Genomic DNA, 22,336 nt, shown 5'->3' with positions numbered 1-22,336 from the left:
AAAAGGCGCCCCACGGGGCGCCTTTCTTTTTGATGCCGGCCGGCAGGCCCGCATTGCTGCGGGCGGCAGCGGCTTATGCGTAGGCCGGGCGCGTCTGGCCTGCCACGTCCTTCAGGTAACGGTGTACCGACAGGTCGTCAGCCTGGATCGCAGGCATCTTGCCCGAGATCAGGTCCGCGAGCAGTTGGCCCGAACCGCACGACATCGTCCAGCCGAGCGTGCCGTGACCGGTGTTCAGGAACAGGTTCGACACCGGCGTGCGGCCGACGATCGGCGTGCCGTCCGGCGTCATCGGGCGCAGGCCCGTCCAGAACGTAGCCTTCGACGTGTCACCGCCGCCCGGGAACAGGTCGTTCACGCACATTTCGAGCGTTTCGCGGCGCGCGGCGCGCAGCTTCTTGTCGAAGCCGACGATTTCCGCCATGCCGCCGACGCGGATGCGCTGGTCGAAACGCGTGATCGCGATCTTGTAGGTTTCGTCGAGCACGGTCGACACGGGCGCGGCCGCTTCGTTGACGATCGGCGCGGTGATCGAATAGCCCTTCAGCGGATAGACGGGGATCTTCATCAGGTTCGAGATGAAGCTGGTCGAGTACGAGCCGAGCGCGACGACGTACGCGTCCGCACGCACCGTCTCGCTGCCGCACTGCACGCCGGCGATCTTGCCGCCCGCGATCGCGAGCGCATCGATCGGCGTGTTGTAGCGGAACTTCACGCCGAGCGATTCCGCGAGTGCCGCGAGACGCGTCGTGAACAGCTGGCAGTCGCCCGTTTCGTCGCCCGGCAGACGCAGGCCGCCCGTCAGCTTGTGCGAAACGGCGGCGAGGGCCGGTTCGGCATTCTTCAGGTCGGCCGGCGACAGCAGTTCGAACGGCACGTTCGCTTCCTGAAGGACGGCGATGTCCTTCGCTGCACCATCGAGTTGCTGCTGCGTGCGGAACAGTTGCAGCGTGCCGCCCGTGCGGCCTTCGTACTGGATGCCGGTATCGGCGCGCAGCGCCTGCAGGCAGTCGCGGCTGTATTCGGCGAGGCGAACCATGCGGCCCTTGTTGACTGCATAGCGCTCGGCCGTGCAGTTGCGCAGCATCTGGTACATCCACTGGAGCTGGAAGCGCGTGCCGTCGAGGCGGATCGCGAGCGGCGCGTGTTTCTCGAACATCCATTTGACGGCCTTCAGCGGCACGCCGGGGGCGGCCCACGGCGCGGCATAGCCGGGGGAGATCTGGCCAGCGTTCGCGAAGCTCGTCTCGAGTGCCGGGCCGGCCTCCCGGTCGATCACCGTGACTTCATGACCGGCGCGCGCGAGGTAATACGCGCTTGCCACGCCCACCACACCGCTGCCCAGAATGACGACTCGCATAGCTGCTCCAGATGGAAGGGACCAGATCGAGGCCGGGCGCACCTGCGGCTCCGTGTAACCTCTAGCTGATCTAGTTTTTTTCGCTATGGTATTGTCGAATGTGTAGGTTTTGTTATCGTATTTTTCAGGTTTTCAGCATAAACAAATGAGAACGCAACGTCAGCCCGTACGCTCGCTCGACAAGCTCGACCGGCGCATCCTGAAACTGCTCCAGGACGACGGCCGGATGGCGATGAAGGACCTCGCGGAACAGGTCGGACTGACCGTCACGCCGTGCATCGAGCGTGTGCGGCGCATGGAGCGGGACGGCGTGATCACCGGTTATCACGCGCGTGTCGATCCCCACCAGCTGGATGCCGCGCTGCTGGTGTTCGTCGAGATCACGCTCGGCCACAAGGGCGGCAACATGTTCGAGCAATTCCGCCGGGAAGTGATGAAGATCGACGAGGTGCTCGAGTGTCATCTCGTGTCCGGCGATTTCGACTACCTGATCAAGGCGCGGATCGGCGAAATGGCCGACTACCGCAAGCTGCTCGGCGACATCCTGCTGCAGTTGCCCGGCGCCGTGCAGTCGAAGAGCTATGTCGTGATGGAAGAAATCAAGGAGACGCTGACGATCGCGGTGGGCGACTGACGTACCGGCGGCAGGCCGCCGGACCCTTTATCCCGCCCTTGGCACGCTGCGCCCGATACTGTATAAATGTACAGTATTGGGCGCAGGCGAATGGGTGGGCATATGGACGATCGATCCGACAACGAATTTCCGATAGCGCCGCCCGTGCCCCGCAAGGGGCGCGGTGCGGTCGACAACCTGCAGGGGCGATACGAGATCGCCCAGCGTGAAGCGGTCGACGACGGCTGGACACACGAGTCGGACGATGCCGATTTCCCCGCGCCGCTGCGCACGCAGGTATTCGAGGAGCGGGCGAAGAGCATCCTGACGCACAACCAGTCGCCCGATATTCCATTCAGCGTATCGCTCAATCCGTATCGCGGTTGCGAGCACGGGTGCATCTACTGCTTTGCGCGTCCGACACACAGTTATCTCGGATTGTCGCCGGGGCTCGATTTCGAAAGCCGCATCTATGCGAAGGTCAATGCGGCCGAGTTGCTCGAGCGCGAGATTTCGCGCAAGCGCTACGTGCCGGAGCCGATCGCGCTCGGCGTCAACACCGACGCCTACCAGCCGGTCGAGCGCGAATTGCGCATCACGCGCAGCGTGATTCAGGTGATGCACGATCGCGGGTTGCCGTTCGCGGCGATCACGAAGTCGTCGCTGATCGAGCGCGATCTCGACTTGCTCGCGCCGATGGCCGAGCGCAAGCAGGTGATGGCGGCGGTCACGATCACGACGCTCGACGCCGATCTCGCGCGCGCGCTCGAGCCGCGCGCGGCGACGCCGGCGCGACGGTTGCGTACGATTCGTGCGCTGAGCGAGGCGGGCGTGCCGGTCGGCGTGAGCATTGCGCCGGTGATTCCGTTCGTCACCGAGCCCGACATGGAGCGTGTGCTCGAGGCGTGCGCGGAAGCCGGCGCGACGCATGCGAGCTACATCATCCTGAGGTTGCCGTGGGAAGTCGCGCCGCTGTTCAAGAACTGGCTGGCCGCGCATTTTCCCGACCGCGCGGAGCGCGTGATGAACCGCGTGCGCGACATGCGCGGCGGGAAAGACTACGACTCGGATTTCTCGAAACGGATGAAGGGCGAGGGAATCTGGGCCGACTTGCTGCGGCAGCGCTTCCGCCAGGCCGTCAAGCGGCTCGGGCTGAACGAGCGCACGAACGGCATTCTCGATCTGTCGCAGTTTCGCGGCACGCCTGCCGCCGCAGCGCCGGTGCCGCGTGTTGCTGTTCGTTCAGCCGGCACGCGATCGACGCAGGCGCGCGACGACATGCAATTGAACCTGTTCTGATCGGTGCGCCAAGCCGGCGCGGGGTGCCGGTGCGTCGCGTTCGTTGCGCTTACTGCGAAATCTGCTTGGCCGCTTCGACCTGCGACTCGAAATACGTCTGGAACGACAGTGCGAGCGCGGTCATCAGCAGGAACGCACCGATCAGCAGCGAGAAGATCACCACGAAGATCACGGTCCAGCCCGACTTGCTTTGCCTGCCCGTCTCCGCGTTGAATTGCGCGTCCCATTTTTCGTCGGGACGCAGCCCGTAGACGAGCGCGGCGAGGAAGGCGGCCAGCAGCGAGATTGCGCCGGGTACCGCAAGCCACCAGCCTAGGCCGGCGCTGCGCTGGGTCGCGGCGAGCAAGAGGAAGCCCGGGATGCCGACGATCGTCGCGAGCAGGTGCGCCCAGCCGTACACATCGCGAAAGCCATACAGATAGAAGCGGTGCGCGCCGAGCGAACCGAACAGGAACGCGAGGGCGGCGGTGAGCGTCTTGGAGCGGAAGCGGCGGGACGGTGCGGTGCTGCTGGACATGGATGGCGGCGTATTGTCGTTGGCATGGGCGGCCGGCGGGCCGGCGCGGGCGCGCGGCCCGGCACGCATTCTACGATGCCCGGTCGGGGCCGGTCACCCCTGTACTGCGTCAAGGTGCCGCATAGGTCACGCGATAGATTGCGCCCGCGTAGTCGTCGCTGACGAGCAGCGAGCCGTCCGGCAGCGGCAGCACGTCGGCAGGGCGTCCCCATACCGTGCCGTCGGGCCGCAGCCAGCCCGTGACGAACGGAGTCTGGCGCGCGTGGCTGCCGTCTGCCGAGACCACAACACGCATCACGCGGTAGCCGACCTTCGTGCTGCGGTTCCACGAGCCGTGTTCGGCGATGAACACGTTGTTGCGGTACGACGCCGGAAACATCGGCCCTGTATAGAAGCGCATGCCGAGGGCCGCGACGTGCGCACCGAGTTTCAATACGGGCGGCACGTAGTGGCGGCAAACGTCGGGGCTGCCGAATTCGGGGTCGGGCGTGTCGCCGCCATGGCAGTACGGGAAGCCGAAGTCGAGGCCCGCGCGCGGTGCGCGGTTCAGCTTGTCGTCGGGCACGTCGTCGCCCATCATGTCGCGCCCGTTGTCGGTAAACCACAGCTCGCCCGAATCGGGGTGCCACGCGAAGCCGACCGTATTGCGTATGCCGCGGGCGACAACCTCGCTCCCGCTGCCGTCCGCCTTCATGCGCGCGATGATCGCGTAGCGGCTGCGATCCGCGAGACAGACGTTGCACGGTGCGCCGGTCGGCACGTACAGCTTGCCGTCGGGGCCGAACGCGATGAATTTCCAGCCGTGATGGTGTTCGGTCGGCAGCGCGTCGGTGACGACGGCGGGTGTGGGCGGCGTGGCGAGCCGGTCGTCGATGCGATCGAGCCGCAGGATGCGCGATACGGCTGATATATAGAGTGCGCCGTCACGGTAGGCGACACCGACGGGCATATCGAGCCCGGAAGCGATCACGTAGCGCGCGCTGATCCGGCCCTCGTGCATCACGAACGCGTGCACGCGGCCTTCCCGCGTGCCGACATACAGGATGCCGCGTGGCGACCACGCCATTTCGCGCGCGGTCGGTACCGCGTCGGCCAGCACTTCGACGTGGAAGCCGGGCGGCACGACGAGTTCGCCCACCGGCAGCGGCGCGGCTGACGCCATTGCGGATACGAGGCAGGCAAGGCCGGCAAGCAGCGCCGCGAAACGGTGCTGCGCGTGGCGCATCGAGGCGGCGCGAAGGGGCGGCATGACGGTGTGGAACGTCCCGGACACGACGATTCTATGCCCGGCGGACAGGCCGCCCGCGGATTTTTTGCGCGTAAGTGTTTGTTGTACCTCTGGTTTCCGGCTATAATCGCGTGTTTCAGTAGTTTCGAACCCGGTTTTCCCGAAGGACATCATATGGTTATCATCCGTCTGGCTCGTGGCGGCTCGAAGAAGCGCCCGTTCTACAACATCGTTGCTACCGATTCGCGCAACCGTCGTGACGGCCGCTTCATCGAGCGCGTCGGCTTCTACAACCCGGTCGCCACGAAGGGCGAATCGCTGCGTATCGCTCAGGATCGCCTGACGTACTGGCAAGGCGTTGGCGCGCAACTGTCGCCGACCGTCCAGCGTCTCGTGAAGGAAGCGCAAAAGGCGCAACCGGCTGCCTAACATGGCACGGTGTGCCGGTCGTGCCGGCTGTGAGGTGCATTGATGGCGGGTCACGATTCCGGTAATGCAAGGCGCGGGCGTGCGTCGTTTGGCGCATTCGTCCGCAAGCCGGTCGAGCGCGACGTTGTCGCGAACGCCGGTCAGGCTGCCGAGCAGGGCAGTCTCGAAGTGGCGCAAGCCTGGCCCGACGATGCCGTCGAGGTCGGGGCAGTCGTCGACGCCTATGGCCTGAAGGGTTGGGTCAAGGTGGCGACGCATGCCGACGCCGGTCGCGGTGGCGATGCGCTGCTCAAGGCACGCCGCTGGTGGCTGGAGCGCGGTGCGGAGCGGCTTTCCGTCCGCATCCTGCAGTCGAAGACGCACAGCGACACTGTCGTTGCGCAACCCGCGGGCGTGAGCGACCGCGATGCCGCGCTGGCCATGCGCGGTTTTCGCGTGTTCGTGCGCCGGGAAGATTTCCCGGCATTGGCCGCGGACGAATTCTATTGGGTCGACCTGATCGGTCTCGATGTCGTCAACGAGCAATCGGTGGCGCTCGGAAAGGTGAGCGGGATGATCGACAACGGCGTGCATTCGATCATGCGTGTCGAGTATCCGGCGACCGGCAAAGACGGTCAGCCGACCACCGACGAGCGGTTGATTCCGTTCGTCGGCGTATACGTCAAAACGGTGGATCAGGCGGCGCGTCGCATCGTCGTCGACTGGGAAGCCGATTACTGAAATGAACCAGGTTACCGAGAGCGCGGTGCAGTTCGACGTCGTCACGCTCTTTCCCGAGATGTTCCGTGCACTGACCGACTGGGGGATCACCAGCCGGGCCGTCAAGCAAGGGCGCTTCGGGTTGCGCACCTGGAACCCGCGTGATTTCACGACGGACAACTACCGCACGGTCGACGATCGACCGTACGGCGGCGGTCCGGGCATGGTGATGCTGGCCAGGCCGCTCGAAGCCGCGATCGATGCCGCGAAAGCGGCGCAGGCGGAACAGGGTATCGCGAGCACGCGCGTCGTGATGATGTCGCCGCAAGGTGCACCGCTCACGCACGATCGCGCGGTGCGGATGGCGCAGGAGCCCGGCGTTGTCGTGCTGTGCGGCCGCTATGAAGCGATCGACCAGCGCCTGCTCGATCGTTGCGTCGACGAGGAAATCAGCCTCGGCGATTTCGTATTGTCGGGCGGCGAACTGCCGGCGATGGCGATGATGGATGCCGTGGTGCGGTTGCTGCCCGGCGTGCTGAACGATTCGCTGTCGGCCGTGCAGGACAGTTTCGCCGACGGCCTGCTCGATTGTCCGCACTACACGCGCCCCGAGGAATACGATGGCATGCGCGTGCCGGACGTACTGCTCGGCGGGCATCATGCCGAGATCGAGCGGTGGCGGCGCCAGGAAGCATTGAGGAATACGTTGCGGAAGCGGCCGGACCTGATCGTCCGGGCGCGCCGCGAAAAGTTGCTGAGCCGGGCCGACGAGGCGTGGCTTGCGAACCTCGCACGCGAAGCGAAAGACGCCTCCTGAGGCGGTGTCGCGGGCGGGAATTGGCGGTGCCGTGCATGCGTGTGCGGTGCCTGATGTGAATCCATCCTCTATCGGGGCCAGGCCTGGAAGCAGGCGGGTACCAACGCCGACACGATGGCATAAGGAGTCAGTAATGAATCTGATCGCAAAACTTGAGCAGGAAGAAATCGAGCGCGCGCTCGCCGGCAAGACGATCCCCGAATTCGCCCCGGGCGACACGGTGATCGTGAACGTGAACGTGGTTGAAGGTAACCGCAAGCGCGTTCAGGCCTACGAAGGCGTCGTGATCGCTATTCGCAACCGTGGCCTGAACTCGAATTTCATCGTCCGCAAGATCTCGTCGGGCGAAGGCGTCGAGCGTACGTTCCAGACGTACTCGCCGCTGCTGGCAAGCATCGTCGTGAAGCGCCGCGGTGATGTGCGTCGTGCGAAGCTGTACTACCTGCGCGAGCGTTCGGGCAAGTCGGCTCGTATCAAGGAAAAGCTGGTGTCGAAGGATCGCGCCGCAGCAGCTTCCCAAGAGTAAGAGCTGTAAGGAAAAAGCACCCACCCGGGTGCTTTTTTCATTCTGGCGCGACAATATGCTCGATACGACACAAACACGAGAGCCCCATTGAATCGCCGCCCCATCATCGATCCCGAAGTCCTGCCGGTCGAAGGCACCGGCGCCGGCTTGCCGGCCATCGATTCCCGCCTGATGACACCGTCCGGCCTGCGCGACCGTTTCGCGCGTACGCTCGAGTGGAGCGTCGAGCCCGACGAGGCGAGACTGCAGGAGGGCGTCGATCCGCGTAGCGCGGCCGTCCTCGTCCCGCTCGTAGTCCGCGAGTCCGGCCTCACCATGTTGCTGACCCAGCGCGCCGACCACCTGAACGACCACGCCGGACAGATCAGCTTCCCCGGCGGTCGCCGCGAACCGTTCGATCGTGACGCGACCGCAACAGCGTTGCGCGAGGCGAAGGAAGAGATCGGGCTGGCGGACGAGCGTGTCGAGATCCTCGGCGCGCTGCCCGACTACCTGACCGGCACGGGCTTCTGCGTGACGCCGGTGGTCGGCCTCGTGCATCCGCCGTTCACCGTGCAGGCCGACACGTTCGAAGTGGCCGAGATTTTCGAAGTGCCGCTCGCGTTCCTGATGAATCCCGCGAACCATCAGGTCAGGGTGTTTCGCTGGGAAGGCGGCGAGCGTCGTTTTTTTGCGATGCCTTATCCGAATGGCGAACCCGGCGGGCATTACTTCATCTGGGGCGCAACTGCCGGCATGTTGCGCAATCTGTACCGCTTCTTGGCCGCCGGCTAGGCGCGCACGGCGGCTGGCGCGCGCGGTCGGCTGCCGCACGACCGCGCCGGCAGCCATCCGGTGCTTACGCTGTGCTATCGTTATGCAAAAAATGACATAACTCCGAAGACGGCGCCACGCATGACTTTCTTTTCGGTTCTCCTCGCCCTCATCATCGAACAGGTCCGCGCGTTGTCGCCGAACAATCCGGTGTTCGCGCTGTTCCAGTTTCATGCGGAAACCGTCGCGCATGGTCTCGACGCAGGCAAGCAGAAGCACGGCATCCTCGCATGGCTCGCGGTCGTGTTGCCGTGGGTGCTGATCGTCGCGCTGATCTATTTCCTGTTGTACAAGGTGAGCTTCGTGCTCGCGTTCATCTGGAACGTCGTCGTCGTGTATTTCACGCTCGGCTTCCGCCAGTTCAGCCACTACTTCACCGACATCCACCTCGCGCTCAACAACGATGACGTGCCCCGTGCGCGCGAAATCCTGCACGAGTGGACGGGTATCGACACGGTCGACATGCCGGTCGGCGAAATCGTCCGCCATACGCTGATTCACGCCGTTGTCGCATCGCATCGTCACGTGTTCGGCGTGTTCTTCTGGTACGTGCTGCCGATCGGCCCGGCCGGCGCCGTGCTGTACCGGATTTCCGAATACCTCGCGCGCAGCTGGTCGACGCCGGGCGACGACCGCACGGCAGCTTTTTCGACGTTCGCGCAGCGCGCGTTCTTCGTGATCGACTGGATTCCCTCGCGACTGACCGCGCTCGGCTTTGCAATCGTCGGTAACTTCGAGGACGCGATCTACGCGTGGCGCAACCATACGCGCCAGTGGCCCGATCCGAACGACGGCGTCCTGCTGGCAGCCGGTAGCGGCGCGCTCGGCGCACGCCTCGCGGGGCCGCTCGCGGAACCGTCGAGCCTCGATGCGCTGGCGGTCGGTGACAGCGGTCCGTTGACGGTCGGCGACGATTGCACGCCGCGTACGCTGCAATCCGCGGTTGGCCTTGTCTGGCGCGCGGTGATCCTGTGGATGATTCTGCTGCTGATGCTGACGCTCGCCGTCTGGGTGTCGTGACGGGGCAGTGCGGTGCCCGATGAAAGACAAAAGGCCGGCTTGATGCCGGCCTTTTTGCTGTGCGGGTCAATCGTCGCGCGGGTCGCGCACGGCGCCGCATTGCCAGCAGGCCGTGAACTGGGCCTCAAGCGCCTCCCCGCACTGCCGGCAGCGCCACGGCGCGGCACCGGCCGACGGGCCGTGCGAAGCGGCATCGAGGAGCCGGCGCGCGAGCGCGTCGTCGCGTTCGTCGTCGAGCCACAGCTCGGGCGTGCACGCGTCGGCGGGCAGGCCGCCGAGTGCGCCAGTCGCGTAGCAGTTATGCAGCTCGCAACCGATGCCGGCGACCTGGAGCACGTTGGCCCAATGCTGCGCCGTCGCGAGATCGGGTGCCTTGAAACGCATCGCGGCTCCTGTCGGTGAGGGCCGGCCCCGTATGGCACCGGCTGGCCGCCGCGCGCGTGCCGCGCGATCAGCGGACGATCTGGCTTGCCTCGTGCACGAGCTGCGCATACAGCGCATGCCGTGTCGGCGCGATGCGGCCGTCGGCGACGGCTTCGAGAATCGCGCAGCCGGGTTCGTGCAGATGATGGCAATTATAGAAACGGCAGTCCGCGAGCAGCGGCCGGAACTCCGGAAACGCGCGCTCGAGACGGCCTTCCGTCAGGTGGTAGAGGCCGAATTCCTGGAAGCCCGGCGAATCGATCAGGGCGCCGCCGCCTTCCAGCGGGTAGAGGCGCGTGAACGTCGTCGTGTGACGGCCGCTGTTGAGCGCGGCCGAAATCTCGCGCGTGGCGGCTTCGGCGTCGGGAACGAGCAGGTTCACGAGCGTCGACTTGCCCATCCCGGACTGGCCGAGCAGGATCGTCGAATGCCCGGCGAGGTGCGGCATCAGTTGTGCGCGCGCGTCGTCGGGCGAGCCTTTCACCGACAGCTCGAGCACGTCGTAGCCGAGTGCGCGGTAGGGCGCGAGGCGCTCGCGCGCGACCGGCAGCGCGGCCTCGACGTCGATCTTGTTCAGCACGACGAGCGGCTTCAGCTCGTTCGCCTCGGCGGCAATCAGCGCGCGGCCGAGCAAGTCCTCGCTGAAATAGGGCTCGGTCGCGAGCACGATCAGCAACTGGTCGAGGTTGGCCGCGAACAGCTTCGATTTGAACTGGTCGGAACGGTACAGCAGGTTGCGCCGTTCGCCGATCTCGACGATGACGCCCTGGTCGGCCGAGGCGAGTTCGTACGCGACACGGTCGCCGACCGCGATATCGCTCTTCTTGCCGCGCGGGAAGCACTGCAGCATCGGGCCGCCATCGTCGGGCGCGACGATGTAGTGACGCCCGTGCGCCGCGATCACGCGGCCTTCGGCACGCTGCGCGCCCGACGCGCGCGGGGCCGGCTTGCGGGAGGTCGGCCGGCTCATGCGTGCTGCAGCAGGCGGTCGATCCGCTGCGAGGCGGGCGGATGCGAGTAGTAGAAGGCCGTGTAGACAGGGTCGGGCGTCAGCGTCGACGCATTGTCCTCATAGAGCTTCACGAGCGCGCTGACGAGATCCTGCGCGTCGGTCTGGCTGGCCGCGAATGCGTCGGCCTCGAATTCGTGCTTGCGCGACGTGAGGCTGCCGAACGGTGTCGCGAAGAACAGGAACACGGGAATCGCGAGGAAGAACAACACGAGCGCGGCGCCCGCGTTGCTCGTGTCGAGCGACGGCGTGACGCCGAGCCCCGTGTAGAACCACGTGCGCTGTGCAAGCCAGCCGAGCAGCGCGAGCAGCACGAGGCTCAGCACGAACGACACGAGCATCCGCTTCATCACGTGGCGGCGCTTGAAGTGGCCGAGTTCGTGCGCGAGCACGGCCTCGATTTCCTGGCCGGACAGCCGCGCGAGCAGCGTGTCGAAGAACACGATCCGCTTCGAGGCGCCGAAGCCCGTGAAGTACGCGTTGCCGTGCGCGGAGCGGCGGCTGCCGTCCATCACGAACAGGCCCTTCGCCGCGAAGCCGCAGCGCTTCATCAGCGACTCGATGCGCGCGCGCAGCGCGTCGTCCTTGAGCGGTTCGAACTTGTTGAAGATCGGTGCGATGAAGGTCGGGTAGATCAGCAGCACGAGCATCTGGAACGCGACCCAGACGATCCAGGTCCACAGCCACCACAGGCTGCCGGCCTGGTTCATCAGCCACAGCACGACGAACAGCAGCGGCAGGCCGAGCGCGGCGCCAAGCAGCGAGTTTTTCAGCATGTCGGTGAAGAACAGCCGCTTGGTCATCCGGTTGAAGCCGAAGCGCTGTTCGATTCCGAACTGGCGGTAATACTCGAACGGGACGTCGATCGCGCTCGTGATCACGAGCACCGCGGCGACGAGCGCGACCTGCTGCCCGTAGCCGCGGCCGAGCCAGCCGGTGAGCAGCGTGTCGAGCGCGCCGACGCCGCCGAGCAGCGTGAGGCCGACCAGCACGGCCGCGCTGACGACGATCTCGAGCATCGTGAGCCGGGTGCGCTCGACCGTATAGTCGGCCGCGCGCTGGTGGGCGGTCAGCGGGATGGTCGCGCTGAACTGCGCGGGGACGCCGTTGCGGTGCGCGGCGACGAAGCGGATCTGCCGCGACGCGAGCCACAGCTTGGTGACGACCATCGCGAGCACGGCGAGCGCGAACAGCAGGGTGAACGAAAAGGGTGACATCGAAGGCGCCAAAGGGTTCTATGCGAGAATTATATGTTCTTGCGGACCGGGCCCGCTGATGCGATGCCGGCCGCCCGGGCGGCGCCGCGCGCTGCCCGCCATTTTCCAGGATGACTCATGACCGATACCGCCGCTTCCACCAGCCAGCCCGCGCTCGTGCGCAACGAGTTGAACCTCGTCTGGCTCGACATGGAGATGACGGGCCTCGACCCGGATAACGACCGCATCATCGAGATCGCGGTCGTCGTGACCAATTCCACGCTCGACGTCGCCGTCGAAGGCCCCGTGTTCGCGATCCACCAGAGCGACGAAACGCTCGCGAAGATGGACGACTGGAACAAGTCGACGCATGGCCGCTCGGGCCTGATCGACCGCGTGCGCGCATCGACCGTGACCGAAGCGGACGCCGCCGCGCAGCTGCAGGCCTTCCTCGCGCAGTACGTGTCGCCCGGCAAGTCGCCGATGTGCGGCAACTCGATCTGCCAGGACCGCCGCTTCATGGCGCGCTGGATGCCCGAATTCGAGCGGTTCTTCCACTACCGCAACCTCGACGTCAGCACGCTCAAGGAGCTGTGCCGCCGCTGGCAGCCGGCGATCTACAAGGGGTTCCAGAAGCGGGCGATGCACACGGCGCTCGCGGACATCCACGAGTCGATCGACGAGCTGAAGTACTACCGCGAGCATTTCCTGATTCCGGCCGCGTCGGCTCCGGCAGGCGAGTCCGCGCCGGCCGCCTGAGCGGGCCGGCACGCGCCCGGCGCCGGGCACAGGCTCAGCGCCGCGCGCTTTTCGGCCGGAACGCCGCGACCACCGCGGCGTCGGTCTCGATATACGGGCCGCCGATCAGGTCGATGCAGTAGGGCACCGCGGCGAAGATGCCGGGCACGGTCGACTTGCCGTCGGCATCGCGCAACCCTTCGAGCGTTTCCCGGATCGATTTCGGCTGGCCCGGCAGGTTGATGATCAGCGCCGCATGGTCGGCCTGGGCCGTTTCGCGGATTACCGCGACCTGCCGCGACAGGATCGCGGTCGGCACGAAATTCAGGCTGATCTGCCGCATCTGTTCACCGAACCCGGGCATTTCCTTCGTCGCCACGGCCAGCGTGGCCTCGGGCGTCACGTCGCGGCGCGCGGGGCCCGTGCCGCCGGTCGTCAGCACGAGGTCGCACCCCGCGACGTCGACGAGCTCGGCGAGCGTGGCGGAGATCGTGGGCGCATCGTCCTGGATCAGGCGCGTTTCGGCGCGCCACGGCGACGTGAGCGCGCCGGCGAGCCACTCCTGCAACGCCGGAATGCCCTTGTCTTCGTAGACGCCTGTGCTCGCGCGGTCGCTGATCGACACGAGGCCGACGACGAGCTCGTCCGGGTGGTTACGCTTCGTCGTCATGGTCGTCTCCGGCGTCGTCCGCCGCTTCGTCGTCCGCATCGGACGTGCCGCCGGCGGCCTTGATCCACTGGAACAGCTCGCGGAAATAGCGCGGCGGCTTGCCCTGCTGCGCTTCCTTGCGTGCGTTGCGGATCAGCGTGCGGCCTTCCTGGATATCGGCTTCAGGGTGCTGGCGCAGGAATTCGGTCAGCGCATCGTCGTTCGCGAGCAGCTGTTCGCGCGTGCGTTCGATCCAGTGAAGGCGGGCAGTCGCGGCCTTGTTCACGCCGCGCTGCGCGTCGAGCGCGGTGCGCAGCGCGGCCGTCTCGTCGTCGGTCAGCGAGCGCATCACGCGGCCGACGTACTGGAGCTGGCGGCGCTTGCCTTCGTGATCGGTGATCCGGCGGGCTTCGCGCACGGCGTCCGCGAGATCTTCGGGCATCGGCATGCGCTTGAGGGCGTCCTTCGGCAGGTCGACGAGCGCCTGGCCGAGCTCCTGCAGCGCGTGCATTTCGCGTTTCAACTGGGATTTGCTGGGGCGATCGTAGCCATTGTCGTCGTCTTCGACGGCATGCTCGATCGGCTGGATTCGGGTTTTGCGTGTCATGGACGGCATTGTATCGCGCCGCGGACACGCCAAGCTTGTCGGTGTCCGGCCCCGGACCTTGCTATGATCGCGGGATACGCAACATTTTGAACATGCGGGCGCCCGCCCGCCACCGGATATCAAGACGATGGCAGCCAATCTCGACGTACAAGCGCGCTATTTCCCGCACACGCAGGACCAGCTCAAGGAAATCGCCTCGGACATCCTTCGCCATGCGAAGGCCCTCGGCGCGACGGATGCCGCGACCGAAATCTCCGAGGGCGACGGCCTGTCGGTGTCGGTGCGCCGCGGCGAAGTCGAAACGATCGAGCACAACCGCGACAAGATGGTCGGCGTGACCGTGTTCATCGGCAAGAAGCGCGGCAACGCGAGCACGTCGGATTTCTCGCCGGGCGCGATCAAGGATACCGTCGCCGCCGCCTACAACATCGCGCGCTTCACGGCCGAGGACGAGGCCGCCGGCCTCGCTGAAGCCGAACTGCTCGAAACCGACCCGCGCGACCTCGATCTGTACCACCCGTGGGCACTGACGGCCGACGAGGCCGTCGAACTCGCCCGCCGCGCGGAAGATGCCGCGTTCGCGGTCAGCCCGCAGATCCGCAATTCGGAAGGCGCGAGCGTGTCGGCCCAGCATTCGCAGTTCGTGCTCGCGACGTCGCGTGGCTTCCTGTCCGGCTACCCGTACTCGCGCCACTACATCGCATGCGCGCCGATCGCGGGCAGCGGCCGCCACATGCAGCGCGACGACTGGTATTCGTCGAAGCGCAGCGCGACCGATCTTGCGGCGCCCGAAGCGGTGGGCCGTTATGCGGCCGAGCGTGCGCTTGCGCGGATGGGCGCGCGCCGTCTCGACACCCGCAAGGTGCCCGTGCTGTTCGAGGCGCCGCTCGCGGCCGGCCTGCTCGGCGCATTCGTCCAGGCGGTGAGCGGCGGTGCGCTGTACCGCAAGACGTCGTTCCTGGTCGACAGTCTCGGCAAGCCGGTGTTCGCGCCGCACATCCAGGTCGTCGAGGATCCGCACGTGCCGCGCGCGATGGGCAGCGCGCCGTTCGACGAGGAAGGCGTGCGTACGCGTGCGCGCAGCGTCGTCAAGGATGGCGTGGTCGAAGGCTACTTCCTGTCGACCTATTCGGCGCGCAAGCTCGGCACGCAAACCACCGGCAACGCAGGCGGCTCGCACAACCTCGCGCTGCGCAGCTCGAACACGCAGCCGGGCGACGATTTCGACGCGATGCTGAAGAAGCTCGGCACGGGCCTGTTGCTGACCGAGCTGATGGGGCAGGGCGTGAACTACGTGACGGGCGACTATTCGCGCGGCGCGGCGGGCTTCTGGGTCGAGAACGGTGTGATCCAGTATCCGGTCGAGGAAATCACCGTCGCGAGCACGTTGCAGGAAATGTTCCGGCATATCGTCGCGATCGGCGCCGATTCGATCGTGCGCGGCACGAAGGAAACGGGCTCGGTGCTGATCGAGCAGATGACGATCGCCGGGCAGTAAGCGGCGCGCGGCATCGGCCGCCATCAAACAAAAAAGCCCGACGGCGTGAGTGAGCCGGTCGGGCTTTTTTATTGCGCGCGATGCGTCAGCCGCGCTTGCGCTCGTAGACGACGAACGCATAGCCGAACGTGTTCGGCGCGGCCGCCTGGTGCGCATCGCGCGACACTTCCTGCCAGTGCTCGGCGTCGGGTGCCGGGAACGACGCGTCACCGTCGAAGTCGGCATCGATCTCGGTGACGACCAGCTTGTCGGCGAGTGCGAGACCTTCAGTGTAGAGTTGCGCGCCACCGATCAGGAACGCCTCGGGCACCCCGTCGCGCGCGGCGAGCGCCAGCGCGTCGGCGAGCGACGTGACCGTGTCGCAGCCGTCGAAGCGTCGCGCCGCATCGCGCGTGACGACGATGTTGCGGCGGCCCGGCAGCGGCCGGCCGATCGACTCGTGGGTCTTGCGGCCCATCACGATCGGTGCGCCCATCGTCGTGCGCTTGAAGAAGGCGAGATCCTCGGGAAGTTTCCAGGGCAACTGGTTGTCGCGGCCGATGATGCCGTTGCGGGCACGCGCGACGATCAGGGTCAACGTCGTCATGAAGGTCGGGGAGAGGAAAACCGGAATGGCGCCGATTCTACCGGAACGGCGGCGCGCACCGGTTTCGGGTGCGCGCATCCGCCTTCCGGCGCTGTGCGCCGCGACGGTCGAAGCCACGCGTCGCGGCGACGGAATGAATAAAAAGCGTGCCCGCCGGGGGACGGAGCACAAAACCGTTTCGTGCCGAGAGATCGCGAATGCAGCCTCTGATCGATGCTCTCCGGCCTGCCCTGATCAATACGTCATCCTGATCAAATGGTTCGATCGACGGTCACTGGTGCGTACTGCCTTGTGCGGTGCCTTCCATCGCGTGCTGCACGTCGCCCGGCTGCGGTATCGGGAGCGGCATCGGCAACTGGGGCGGCGGGGGGATCTCGTCCCACAGTGTCACCGATGTCCTGCCGGCCGGCAGCGGTTGCGGCGCCGACACGGTCACGATGCCGAACCCGACGCCGTGCTGCATGCCCGGCGCGTTCGATGCAAGCAGCATGGCGTGATCCGGCTTCGAGCTTTCGTCTGCATGTACGGGCGAGGGCGGGCCGGCGGCCGCGACCGCAATGGTCATCGGCACGAAAGAAAGTAAAAGATGTTTTCGCATGGTCGCTGTCTCCGACGGTTTCTCTATTCAGCGAAATGCATGCCATCGCGCCGCGACCGTTGTCGAGACTGCGATTCGTGCGCAAGCGTTGCGAGTTGTGGCGGAAAACGGCTGAAAATGTTTCAGGCCTGAAACGAGGGGGCTCGGGAATACTGCGGATTCAATCGATACGCTTCAAGGATGAAAATCGGTGCATGTGTCGATGACTGCATGCACCGCTGCACAGGTGCTATGTGCAGACGATTGACATGCATCGACCTCCTGAGCGATTCGGCCGTATCGCCCGAGGCACTGAAATCGGATTGTCGTATTCAGTGCCTATAACTAAGCTATCTTGATCAAAATAACTGGACGCGAGATAAGCGCCATCATGCGAGGCTTTGTCGTTGCCGAGCATCGGCATGGCGAATCGAGCCGCCTTCGGCTGCCCCGATTCGATCCTTTCGCACGCATACTGACGTGCACGGCAATCGTTAGACGGTTGAGGAACGGGGTGAGCATATGGGAGTCGATCAGCGGCATGTGATCTACTATTCGCGCGAGCCGAACGACGCGTTGCGCGGCCATTTCGACGAATGCGGCTGGCGTGTCGATCTCGCGGAGACCGTGCGGGACGTACGGCGCGTCGTGCAGCACGGTGTCGCGACGGCCGGGCTGCTGGATTTTTCGCCGGGCTTCAAGCCCTCGGACCTGCGCGAACTCGAATCCTGTCTGAGCATTCAGCACATCGGCTGGATCGCGGCGACGCGCCGCGGCCAGTTGCAGGACGCCACGCTGCGCCATCTCATTCGTGACTACTGTTTCGACTACGTGACGATGCCGTACGAGACGGCGCGGATCGTCGAGACCGTCGGTCATGCGCACGGCATGGTCGCGCTGACCGAAACCGCTGCACCGCCCGTCGGCACGGGACGCAGCGAAGGCGAAATGGTCGGAACCTGCGATGCGATGCTCGGGCTCTTCAGGACGATTCGCCGCGTCGCGGCGACCGACGCACCGGTGTTCATCTCCGGCGAATCGGGTACGGGCAAGGAACTGACGGCGGTCGCGATTCATGAGCGCTCGTCGCGCGCGCACGCGCCGTTCATCGCGATCAATTGCGGCGCGATCCCGTCGACGCTGCTGCAGGCCGAGCTGTTCGGCTATGAGCGCGGCGCGTTCACCGGCGCGAACCAGCGCAAGATCGGCCGCGTCGAGGCCGCCAACGGCGGCACGCTGTTTCTCGACGAGATCGGCGACTTGCCGCTCGAAAGCCAGGCAAGCCTGCTGCGCTTCCTGCAGGAAGGCAAGATCGAGCGGCTCGGTGCCCACGTATCGGTGCCCGTCGACGTGCGCGTGATCTGTGCGACGCACGTGGACATGGACGCAGCGCTGCGCGAAGGGCGGTTCCGCGAGGACCTGTTCCATCGCCTGTGCGTGCTGAAGATCGAGGAGCCGCCGCTGCGCGCGCGCGGCAAGGATATCGAGATACTTGCGCGCCACATGCTCGAGCGTTTCAAGGGCGACGCGCATCGCCGCCTGCGCGGCTTTTCGCCTGATGCGGTCGCGTCGCTGTACGGCTATTCGTGGCCGGGCAACGTGCGTGAACTGATCAATCGCGTGCGCCGCGCGATCGTCATGTCGGAGGGGCGGATGATCACCGCCGCCGATCTCGAGCTGAACGAATTTGCGACACTCGCACCCGTGTCGCTGCTGGAGGCGCGTGAGGCGGCCGAACGGCAGGCGATCGAGCAGGCGCTGTTGCGCCATCGCGGCCGTTTCGCGGATGCCGCGCGCGAACTCGGCGTGTCGCGCGTCACGCTCTACCGGCTGATGTGCGCGCATGGCATGCGCGATCGCGGCGACACGCTAGCAGGGTTTTCGGCGCCGTTGCAGGAGCTTCCGCATCACGCTTGCTAAAATTGGCGGGTACGGCCGCCCTCGCGGCCGAAGGAACCCGCATGAAACAGTATCTCGATCTCGTTCGTACCATTCTCGATACCGGCACCTGGCAGGAGAACCGCACGGGGATCCGCACCATCAGCATGCCGGGCGCGATGCTGCGCTTCGACCTGCAGCAAGGCTTCCCGGCCGTGACGACCAAGAAGCTCGCGTTCAAGTCGGCGATCGGCGAACTGGTCGGTTTCCTGCGCGCTTCCCGCAGCGCGGCCGATTTCCGCGCGCTCGGCTGCAAGGTATGGGACGCGAACGCGAACGAGAATGCCCAGTGGCTTGCGAACCCGTATCGCCAGGGCGTCGACGATCTCGGTGACGTGTACGGCGTGCAATGGCGCCAGTGGCCGGGCTACAAGGTGCTCGACGCGGGCGCCGACGCGCAGATCGCCGATGCGACGCGCCGCGGCTTCCGGATCGTTACGCGTTTCGACGAAGACGGCGCGCCGAAGGTGTTGCTGTACAAGGCGATCGACCAGTTGCGCCAGTGCCTGGACACGATCATGGAGAACCCGTCCGATCGTCGCATCCTGTTTCACGCGTGGAACCCGGCCGTGCTCGACCAGATCGCGTTGCCCGCGTGCCATCTGCTTTATCAGTTCCTGCCGAACGCTACGAAGCGCGAAATCTCGCTGTGCCTGTACATCCGCAGCAACGACGTCGGCCTCGGCACGCCGTTCAACCTGACGGAAGGGGCCGCGCTGCTGGCGCTCGTCGGCCGGCTGACCGGCTACACGCCGCGCTGGTTCACGTACTTCATCGGCGACGCGCACATCTACGAGAACCAGCTCGACATGCTGCAGCGCCAGCTCACGCGCGAGCCTTACGACAGCCCGCGGCTCGAGATTTCCGAGCGTGTGCCGGATTACGCGAAGACGGGCGTCTATGAGCCCGAGTGGCTGGACCGGATCGAGCCGTCGGATTTCTCGCTCGTCGGCTATCGCCACCACGAACCGCTGACCGCACCGATGGCCGTCTGATCGCGCGGCCCGGGCCGCGCGGAGGCATCGATCCGCTTCCCGCAGGAAAATGGCCCGACCGGCTGATACCGGTCGGGCCATTTTGTTTCACGTTTGCGGCGCTTACTGGCGGTGCCGCTCTTCGTGGCCGCCTTGCGGGGGCGGGTTGCTCGGGTGTGGCGCCTCGACGTGCGGCGCCGGTTGCGGCCGCGGTTCAATGCGCGGTGCGGGCATCGACGGGCGCGGCTCCATGCGTGGCGCCGGTTGCGGTCTCGGCTCCATGCGCGGCGCCTGCGGTTGCGGGCGCGGCATGTCATGCACGGCCGGGGCCGGCGGCCGGTACTCGTTCACACGTGGCGGGGCGACCTCGCGGTGCGGCGCCGGTTGCGCGAATTCGGGGTGCGGTTGCGGCGCGGGCGCCGCCCGCTCCGGTTGCGGTTGCCCATGCTGCGCCGGTGTCGGGAATTCGGGGCGCGGGCGCGGCTGCGGAATCTGCGCCGTATTGTCGAGCCGTGGTTGCGGCAGTGCGCGCGGCGTTTCGTTCCGGCCGCCGGGCTGCGCGCCCTGCAGCGTCGGCGCGCCCTCCGGATGCGGGGTCGCCGCGCTGCGCACCGGCGGCAGCGCATTCTGTCCCGCCGCATGCAGTGCAGTGGGCGGAGCGGGGCGCTGGCGCTCCATCGGTGTGTGCGGCTGCATCCACGCGGGCGACGGCGCCTCGGCCGCGTGCGCATTGCCGATGCCGGCCGGACGGTTGTTCGCTACCGGCGGATGGGGGACACCGTTGCCGGGCCCGAACGCCTGATGCGGCGCGGGGTTGCCGGGTGCCTGCGGCATGCCGCCGTTGGCGAAGTGCGGTGCGCCGGGGTTTTCGCCGTTCGTGGGCCGCGCGACATTCGGCACGCCGGGCATCGGTGTTCCCGGCCGCCCGGCCTGCAAGGCGGCCGGCTGGCCCTCGCGAGGCGCGCGAGCCGGCTGCACGACGGGGCCGTGCGGATTCACGAGCTGCACGTTGTGCATCGCCCATGCGCCGCCACCCGGTTTGCCCGGTACGCGGACCGGACGCGCCGTATAGTCGGCCGGCACGTTCGTCTTCACGACGGGCGCGCCGGCACCCGGCACGCGCCCGCCTTGCTGCGCGAGGTGGGCGGCGGCCTGGTCGCGATACGCGGCCGGCACGGCCGGATTGCGCGTGGCGACGTACGGATGCTGGGCAATTGCCGCCGGCGGGCGGTAGCTCGCATTGCGCAGCCCGCCGGTGAAGCTCTGGCGCACCGGCGCAATGCCCGGCGTACCCGGCGTGACATGCGCATTGCGCCATTGCTGCGGGTCGACGTGCTGCGAGAAGTGTGCGACAGGCTGGCCGTGCACGAACGCGGAAGCCGGTACGGCCGTGATCGCGTGCGGCGCACGGAAGTTGACGTAGGTCTTGTTGATGTTGGTGATATTGGTGATGTTCGTCACGTTCACGGTCTTGTTCACGTTGACGTTGTTCACCACGATGTTGCGGTTCACACGGTCGTAGTAGTGCGGGCTCCAGCCGCCCCAGCCCGGATGCCACGGTTCGCCCGGGCCGAGCGCGAACCACGCGCAGCCGGCCGCGGCGACGCCGCCCACCGTGAGCGCGACGCTCCAGTCGGGGCCGCCGCCACCGCCGACGAACGCGACGAGTGCCGGTGCATAGGCCGGCGGCTGGCTGACGGCCAGCGGGCCCGGTACCCAGGCCCAGCTATCGTCCACGTACGCCCAGCGGCCGTAGTGATACGGCGCGAAACCCCATGGCGCGTCGTCGACCCACGTCCAGCCCCACGGGGCCTGCCAGATCCAGTGGCCGTCGTGATACGGCGCCCAGTCCGCCGGCGTATCGTTCGGCACCCATACCTGGCCGTAATTCGGGGTGTCGCGCCACGTGCCGTTCGCGTCGAGATCCTGATAGCCGGGAATGTCACGGGACACATAGCGGGCCGACACCGAGCGTTCCTCGGCCGCGTCGCGGCTGGCGGCCCACCGGTCGAGCGCATCGGGGCCCGGGGCGGCGGCTTGCTGCGCGACCTGCAGGTCGGTGCCCGTGAACACGACCTGCTGTCCGGGTGACAGCGGATACTGGCCGTTGCTGCCGTAGACGGTCGCGCTGCCGCTGCGCACCGTGACCGTCGTGCTCGCGCCGTTCGGCGCGACGTCGACGCGATAGTCGCCGGGGCCCGTGATGCCGAGCGCGAGGTTCGGCGTGTCGATTTCGTACGATCCGCCGGCCGGCAGATCGCGCACGTGAGTCGATACGGTGCCGATCCCCACTTTCAGCTGGGTCGTCGTGTCGTCGAGGTTCAGTACCGACAGGCTCGTCGACTCGCCGAGCCGCACCGCGGTCGAGCCGATGTGCAGTTCCGAGCGCGCACCGGCATCGTTCCAGAGCTGGTCGCCGGTCGTCAGCGGCCGGTTCACGGCGGCATACGACCACGTATCGGTGCCGGCCGGCTCGGTCGTCACGGCGCCCGACAGGTAATTGAGCCGTGCGACACGGCTGGGCGGATCGCCGCCCGGTTGCCGTGCCGCGGCCGCATACGGAGGGGCGTCGGCCGATTGCGCGAATGCGGGGGGCAGGGCCGCAAGCGCGACGAACGCGAGCAGCGTGCAGCGGGCGGTTCGCTTGAGCGTGAACAGGGTGGCCATGGTGAGCGTCTTCGTCATTGTCGCGGCGCGTCGATTCGTGCCGTTGAGTTCACAATATCCGCTCGGCCTGTTTCAATGCTCGGTGTTTTGTAAGTCGAATGGCACGCGATGTAACAAAACCTGTCGATCGCGCGCCGTTGTCGTGCAGACGCA

At 66.5% G+C, this 22,336-nt stretch carries 23 protein-coding genes; 12 read left to right on the top strand and 11 right to left on the bottom strand.

The features are described 5' to 3' along the window. Positions 1–73: 73 nt before the first annotated feature. Positions 74–1,360 carry a D-amino acid dehydrogenase gene (locus ACTJLD_RS09635; RefSeq protein ID WP_027788049.1) on the bottom strand — a complete coding sequence of 429 codons (1,287 nt, stop codon included), beginning with the start codon at positions 1,358–1,360 and terminating at the stop codon, positions 74–76. A 145-nt stretch (positions 1,361–1,505) separates the two neighbouring features. On the opposite strand from ACTJLD_RS09635, the gene ACTJLD_RS09630 reads away from it, so the two are divergent. Continuing rightward, entirely contained in the window at positions 1,506–1,994 is a 489-nt protein-coding gene (locus tag ACTJLD_RS09630; protein WP_011351353.1) for an Lrp/AsnC ligand binding domain-containing protein, read from the top strand. Between the two features lie 90 nt (positions 1,995–2,084). Next, positions 2,085–3,272: a PA0069 family radical SAM protein gene (locus ACTJLD_RS09625; protein ID WP_440658609.1), complete on the top strand. Its 1,188-nt coding sequence runs from the start codon at positions 2,085–2,087 to the stop codon at positions 3,270–3,272. A 49-nt stretch (positions 3,273–3,321) separates the two neighbouring features. On the opposite strand, the gene ACTJLD_RS09620 is transcribed toward ACTJLD_RS09625, so the two are convergent. Together ACTJLD_RS09620 and ACTJLD_RS09615 are read right to left on the bottom strand one after the other, a co-directional pair. Next, positions 3,322–3,789 (bottom strand): NINE protein, encoded by a 468-nt coding sequence (locus ACTJLD_RS09620; protein ID WP_027788047.1) that lies wholly within the window; start codon positions 3,787–3,789, stop codon positions 3,322–3,324. A gap of 109 nt (positions 3,790–3,898) precedes the next feature. Beyond that, positions 3,899–5,038 carry a PQQ-dependent sugar dehydrogenase gene (locus ACTJLD_RS09615; RefSeq protein ID WP_124815464.1) on the bottom strand — a complete coding sequence of 380 codons (1,140 nt, stop codon included), beginning with the start codon at positions 5,036–5,038 and terminating at the stop codon, positions 3,899–3,901. A 153-nt stretch (positions 5,039–5,191) separates the two neighbouring features. Here ACTJLD_RS09615 and rpsP point away from each other — a divergent pair, with 153 nt between their 5' ends. The 6 genes from rpsP to ACTJLD_RS09585 all read left to right on the top strand — a co-directional run bounded on the left by rpsP (position 5,192) and on the right by ACTJLD_RS09585 (position 9,321). Continuing rightward, positions 5,192–5,446: a 30S ribosomal protein S16 gene (gene rpsP, locus ACTJLD_RS09610; protein ID WP_006476550.1), complete on the top strand. Its 255-nt coding sequence runs from the start codon at positions 5,192–5,194 to the stop codon at positions 5,444–5,446. A gap of 42 nt (positions 5,447–5,488) precedes the next feature. Then, the gene (rimM, locus tag ACTJLD_RS09605; RefSeq protein WP_027788045.1) at positions 5,489–6,166 is read left to right on the top strand and encodes a ribosome maturation factor RimM; all 678 of its coding nucleotides are present in this window, start codon (positions 5,489–5,491) and stop codon (positions 6,164–6,166) included. Position 6,167: 1 nt separating this feature from the next. After that, complete coding sequence (gene trmD / locus ACTJLD_RS09600) at positions 6,168–6,962, top strand: tRNA (guanosine(37)-N1)-methyltransferase TrmD (protein ID WP_027788044.1); 795 nt, start codon at positions 6,168–6,170, stop codon at positions 6,960–6,962. Between the two features lie 133 nt (positions 6,963–7,095). Next, positions 7,096–7,488, top strand: coding sequence for a 50S ribosomal protein L19 (rplS, locus tag ACTJLD_RS09595; RefSeq protein ID WP_006753174.1), 393 nt, complete (start codon positions 7,096–7,098; stop codon positions 7,486–7,488). An 87-nt stretch (positions 7,489–7,575) separates the two neighbouring features. After that, a complete protein-coding gene (locus tag ACTJLD_RS09590; RefSeq protein ID WP_021159741.1) occupies positions 7,576–8,262 on the top strand; it encodes a CoA pyrophosphatase in 687 nt (228 codons plus the stop codon). 120 nt (positions 8,263–8,382) lie between these two features. After that, positions 8,383–9,321 carry a CobD/CbiB family protein gene (locus tag ACTJLD_RS09585; RefSeq protein WP_021159740.1) on the top strand — a complete coding sequence of 313 codons (939 nt, stop codon included), beginning with the start codon at positions 8,383–8,385 and terminating at the stop codon, positions 9,319–9,321. A gap of 66 nt (positions 9,322–9,387) precedes the next feature. Here ACTJLD_RS09585 and ACTJLD_RS09580 read toward each other — a convergent pair whose 3' ends face one another. The 3 genes from ACTJLD_RS09580 to ACTJLD_RS09570 form a co-directional block, all read right to left on the bottom strand. Continuing rightward, entirely contained in the window at positions 9,388–9,705 is a 318-nt protein-coding gene (locus ACTJLD_RS09580; RefSeq protein ID WP_021159739.1) for a putative signal transducing protein, read from the bottom strand. Positions 9,706–9,772: 67 nt separating this feature from the next. Then, complete coding sequence (rsgA, locus tag ACTJLD_RS09575; protein ID WP_021159738.1) at positions 9,773–10,714, bottom strand: ribosome small subunit-dependent GTPase A; 942 nt, start codon at positions 10,712–10,714, stop codon at positions 9,773–9,775. After that, on the bottom strand, positions 10,711–11,970 hold the full coding sequence (locus ACTJLD_RS09570; protein ID WP_021159737.1) for a M48 family metallopeptidase: 1,260 nt from the start codon (positions 11,968–11,970) through the stop codon (positions 10,711–10,713). The genes rsgA and ACTJLD_RS09570 overlap by 4 nt, the downstream gene beginning before the upstream one ends. A 117-nt stretch (positions 11,971–12,087) precedes the next feature. On the opposite strand from ACTJLD_RS09570, the gene orn reads away from it, so the two are divergent. Then, entirely contained in the window at positions 12,088–12,708 is a 621-nt protein-coding gene (gene orn, locus ACTJLD_RS09565) for an oligoribonuclease (RefSeq protein WP_021159736.1), read from the top strand. A gap of 34 nt (positions 12,709–12,742) precedes the next feature. Here orn and mog read toward each other — a convergent pair whose 3' ends face one another. Together mog and yjgA are read right to left on the bottom strand one after the other, a co-directional pair. Next, positions 12,743–13,357, bottom strand: coding sequence for a molybdopterin adenylyltransferase (gene mog / locus ACTJLD_RS09560; RefSeq protein WP_027788041.1), 615 nt, complete (start codon positions 13,355–13,357; stop codon positions 12,743–12,745). Beyond that, the gene (yjgA, locus tag ACTJLD_RS09555) at positions 13,341–13,943 is read right to left on the bottom strand and encodes a ribosome biogenesis factor YjgA (RefSeq protein WP_272481468.1); all 603 of its coding nucleotides are present in this window, start codon (positions 13,941–13,943) and stop codon (positions 13,341–13,343) included. Before yjgA ends, mog begins: the two co-directional genes overlap by 17 nt. A 127-nt stretch (positions 13,944–14,070) precedes the next feature. Between yjgA and pmbA the strand changes: the two genes are divergently transcribed. Further along, entirely contained in the window at positions 14,071–15,441 is a 1,371-nt protein-coding gene (pmbA, locus tag ACTJLD_RS09550; protein WP_027788039.1) for a metalloprotease PmbA, read from the top strand. 85 nt (positions 15,442–15,526) lie between these two features. Here the strand turns inward: pmbA and ACTJLD_RS09545 are convergent, their stop codons facing one another. Beyond that, positions 15,527–16,027, bottom strand: coding sequence for a dihydrofolate reductase (locus ACTJLD_RS09545; RefSeq protein WP_059527668.1), 501 nt, complete (start codon positions 16,025–16,027; stop codon positions 15,527–15,529). Between the two features lie 271 nt (positions 16,028–16,298). Continuing rightward, on the bottom strand, positions 16,299–16,517 hold the full coding sequence (locus ACTJLD_RS09540; RefSeq protein ID WP_226128618.1) for a hypothetical protein: 219 nt from the start codon (positions 16,515–16,517) through the stop codon (positions 16,299–16,301). Positions 16,518–17,126: 609 nt separating this feature from the next. Here ACTJLD_RS09540 and ACTJLD_RS09535 point away from each other — a divergent pair. Both ACTJLD_RS09535 and ACTJLD_RS09530 read left to right on the top strand, forming a co-directional pair. Then, entirely contained in the window at positions 17,127–18,524 is a 1,398-nt protein-coding gene (locus ACTJLD_RS09535) for a sigma-54 dependent transcriptional regulator (protein ID WP_059681805.1), read from the top strand. Between the two features lie 41 nt (positions 18,525–18,565). Further along, positions 18,566–19,537 (top strand): thymidylate synthase, encoded by a 972-nt coding sequence (locus ACTJLD_RS09530; protein WP_027788035.1) that lies wholly within the window; start codon positions 18,566–18,568, stop codon positions 19,535–19,537. A gap of 102 nt (positions 19,538–19,639) precedes the next feature. On the opposite strand, the gene ACTJLD_RS09525 is transcribed toward ACTJLD_RS09530, so the two are convergent. Beyond that, complete coding sequence (locus ACTJLD_RS09525) at positions 19,640–22,183, bottom strand: DUF6600 domain-containing protein (RefSeq protein ID WP_175810497.1); 2,544 nt, start codon at positions 22,181–22,183, stop codon at positions 19,640–19,642. Between the last annotated feature and the right edge of the window lie 153 nt (positions 22,184–22,336).

It is taken from the genome of Burkholderia sp. 22088 (assembly GCF_052045915.1).
GTDB classification, from domain to species: domain Bacteria; phylum Pseudomonadota; class Gammaproteobacteria; order Burkholderiales; family Burkholderiaceae; genus Burkholderia; species Burkholderia cepacia.
Note: the sequence above shows the minus strand (reverse complement) of the source record. Positions and strands in the feature narration are given on the sequence as shown.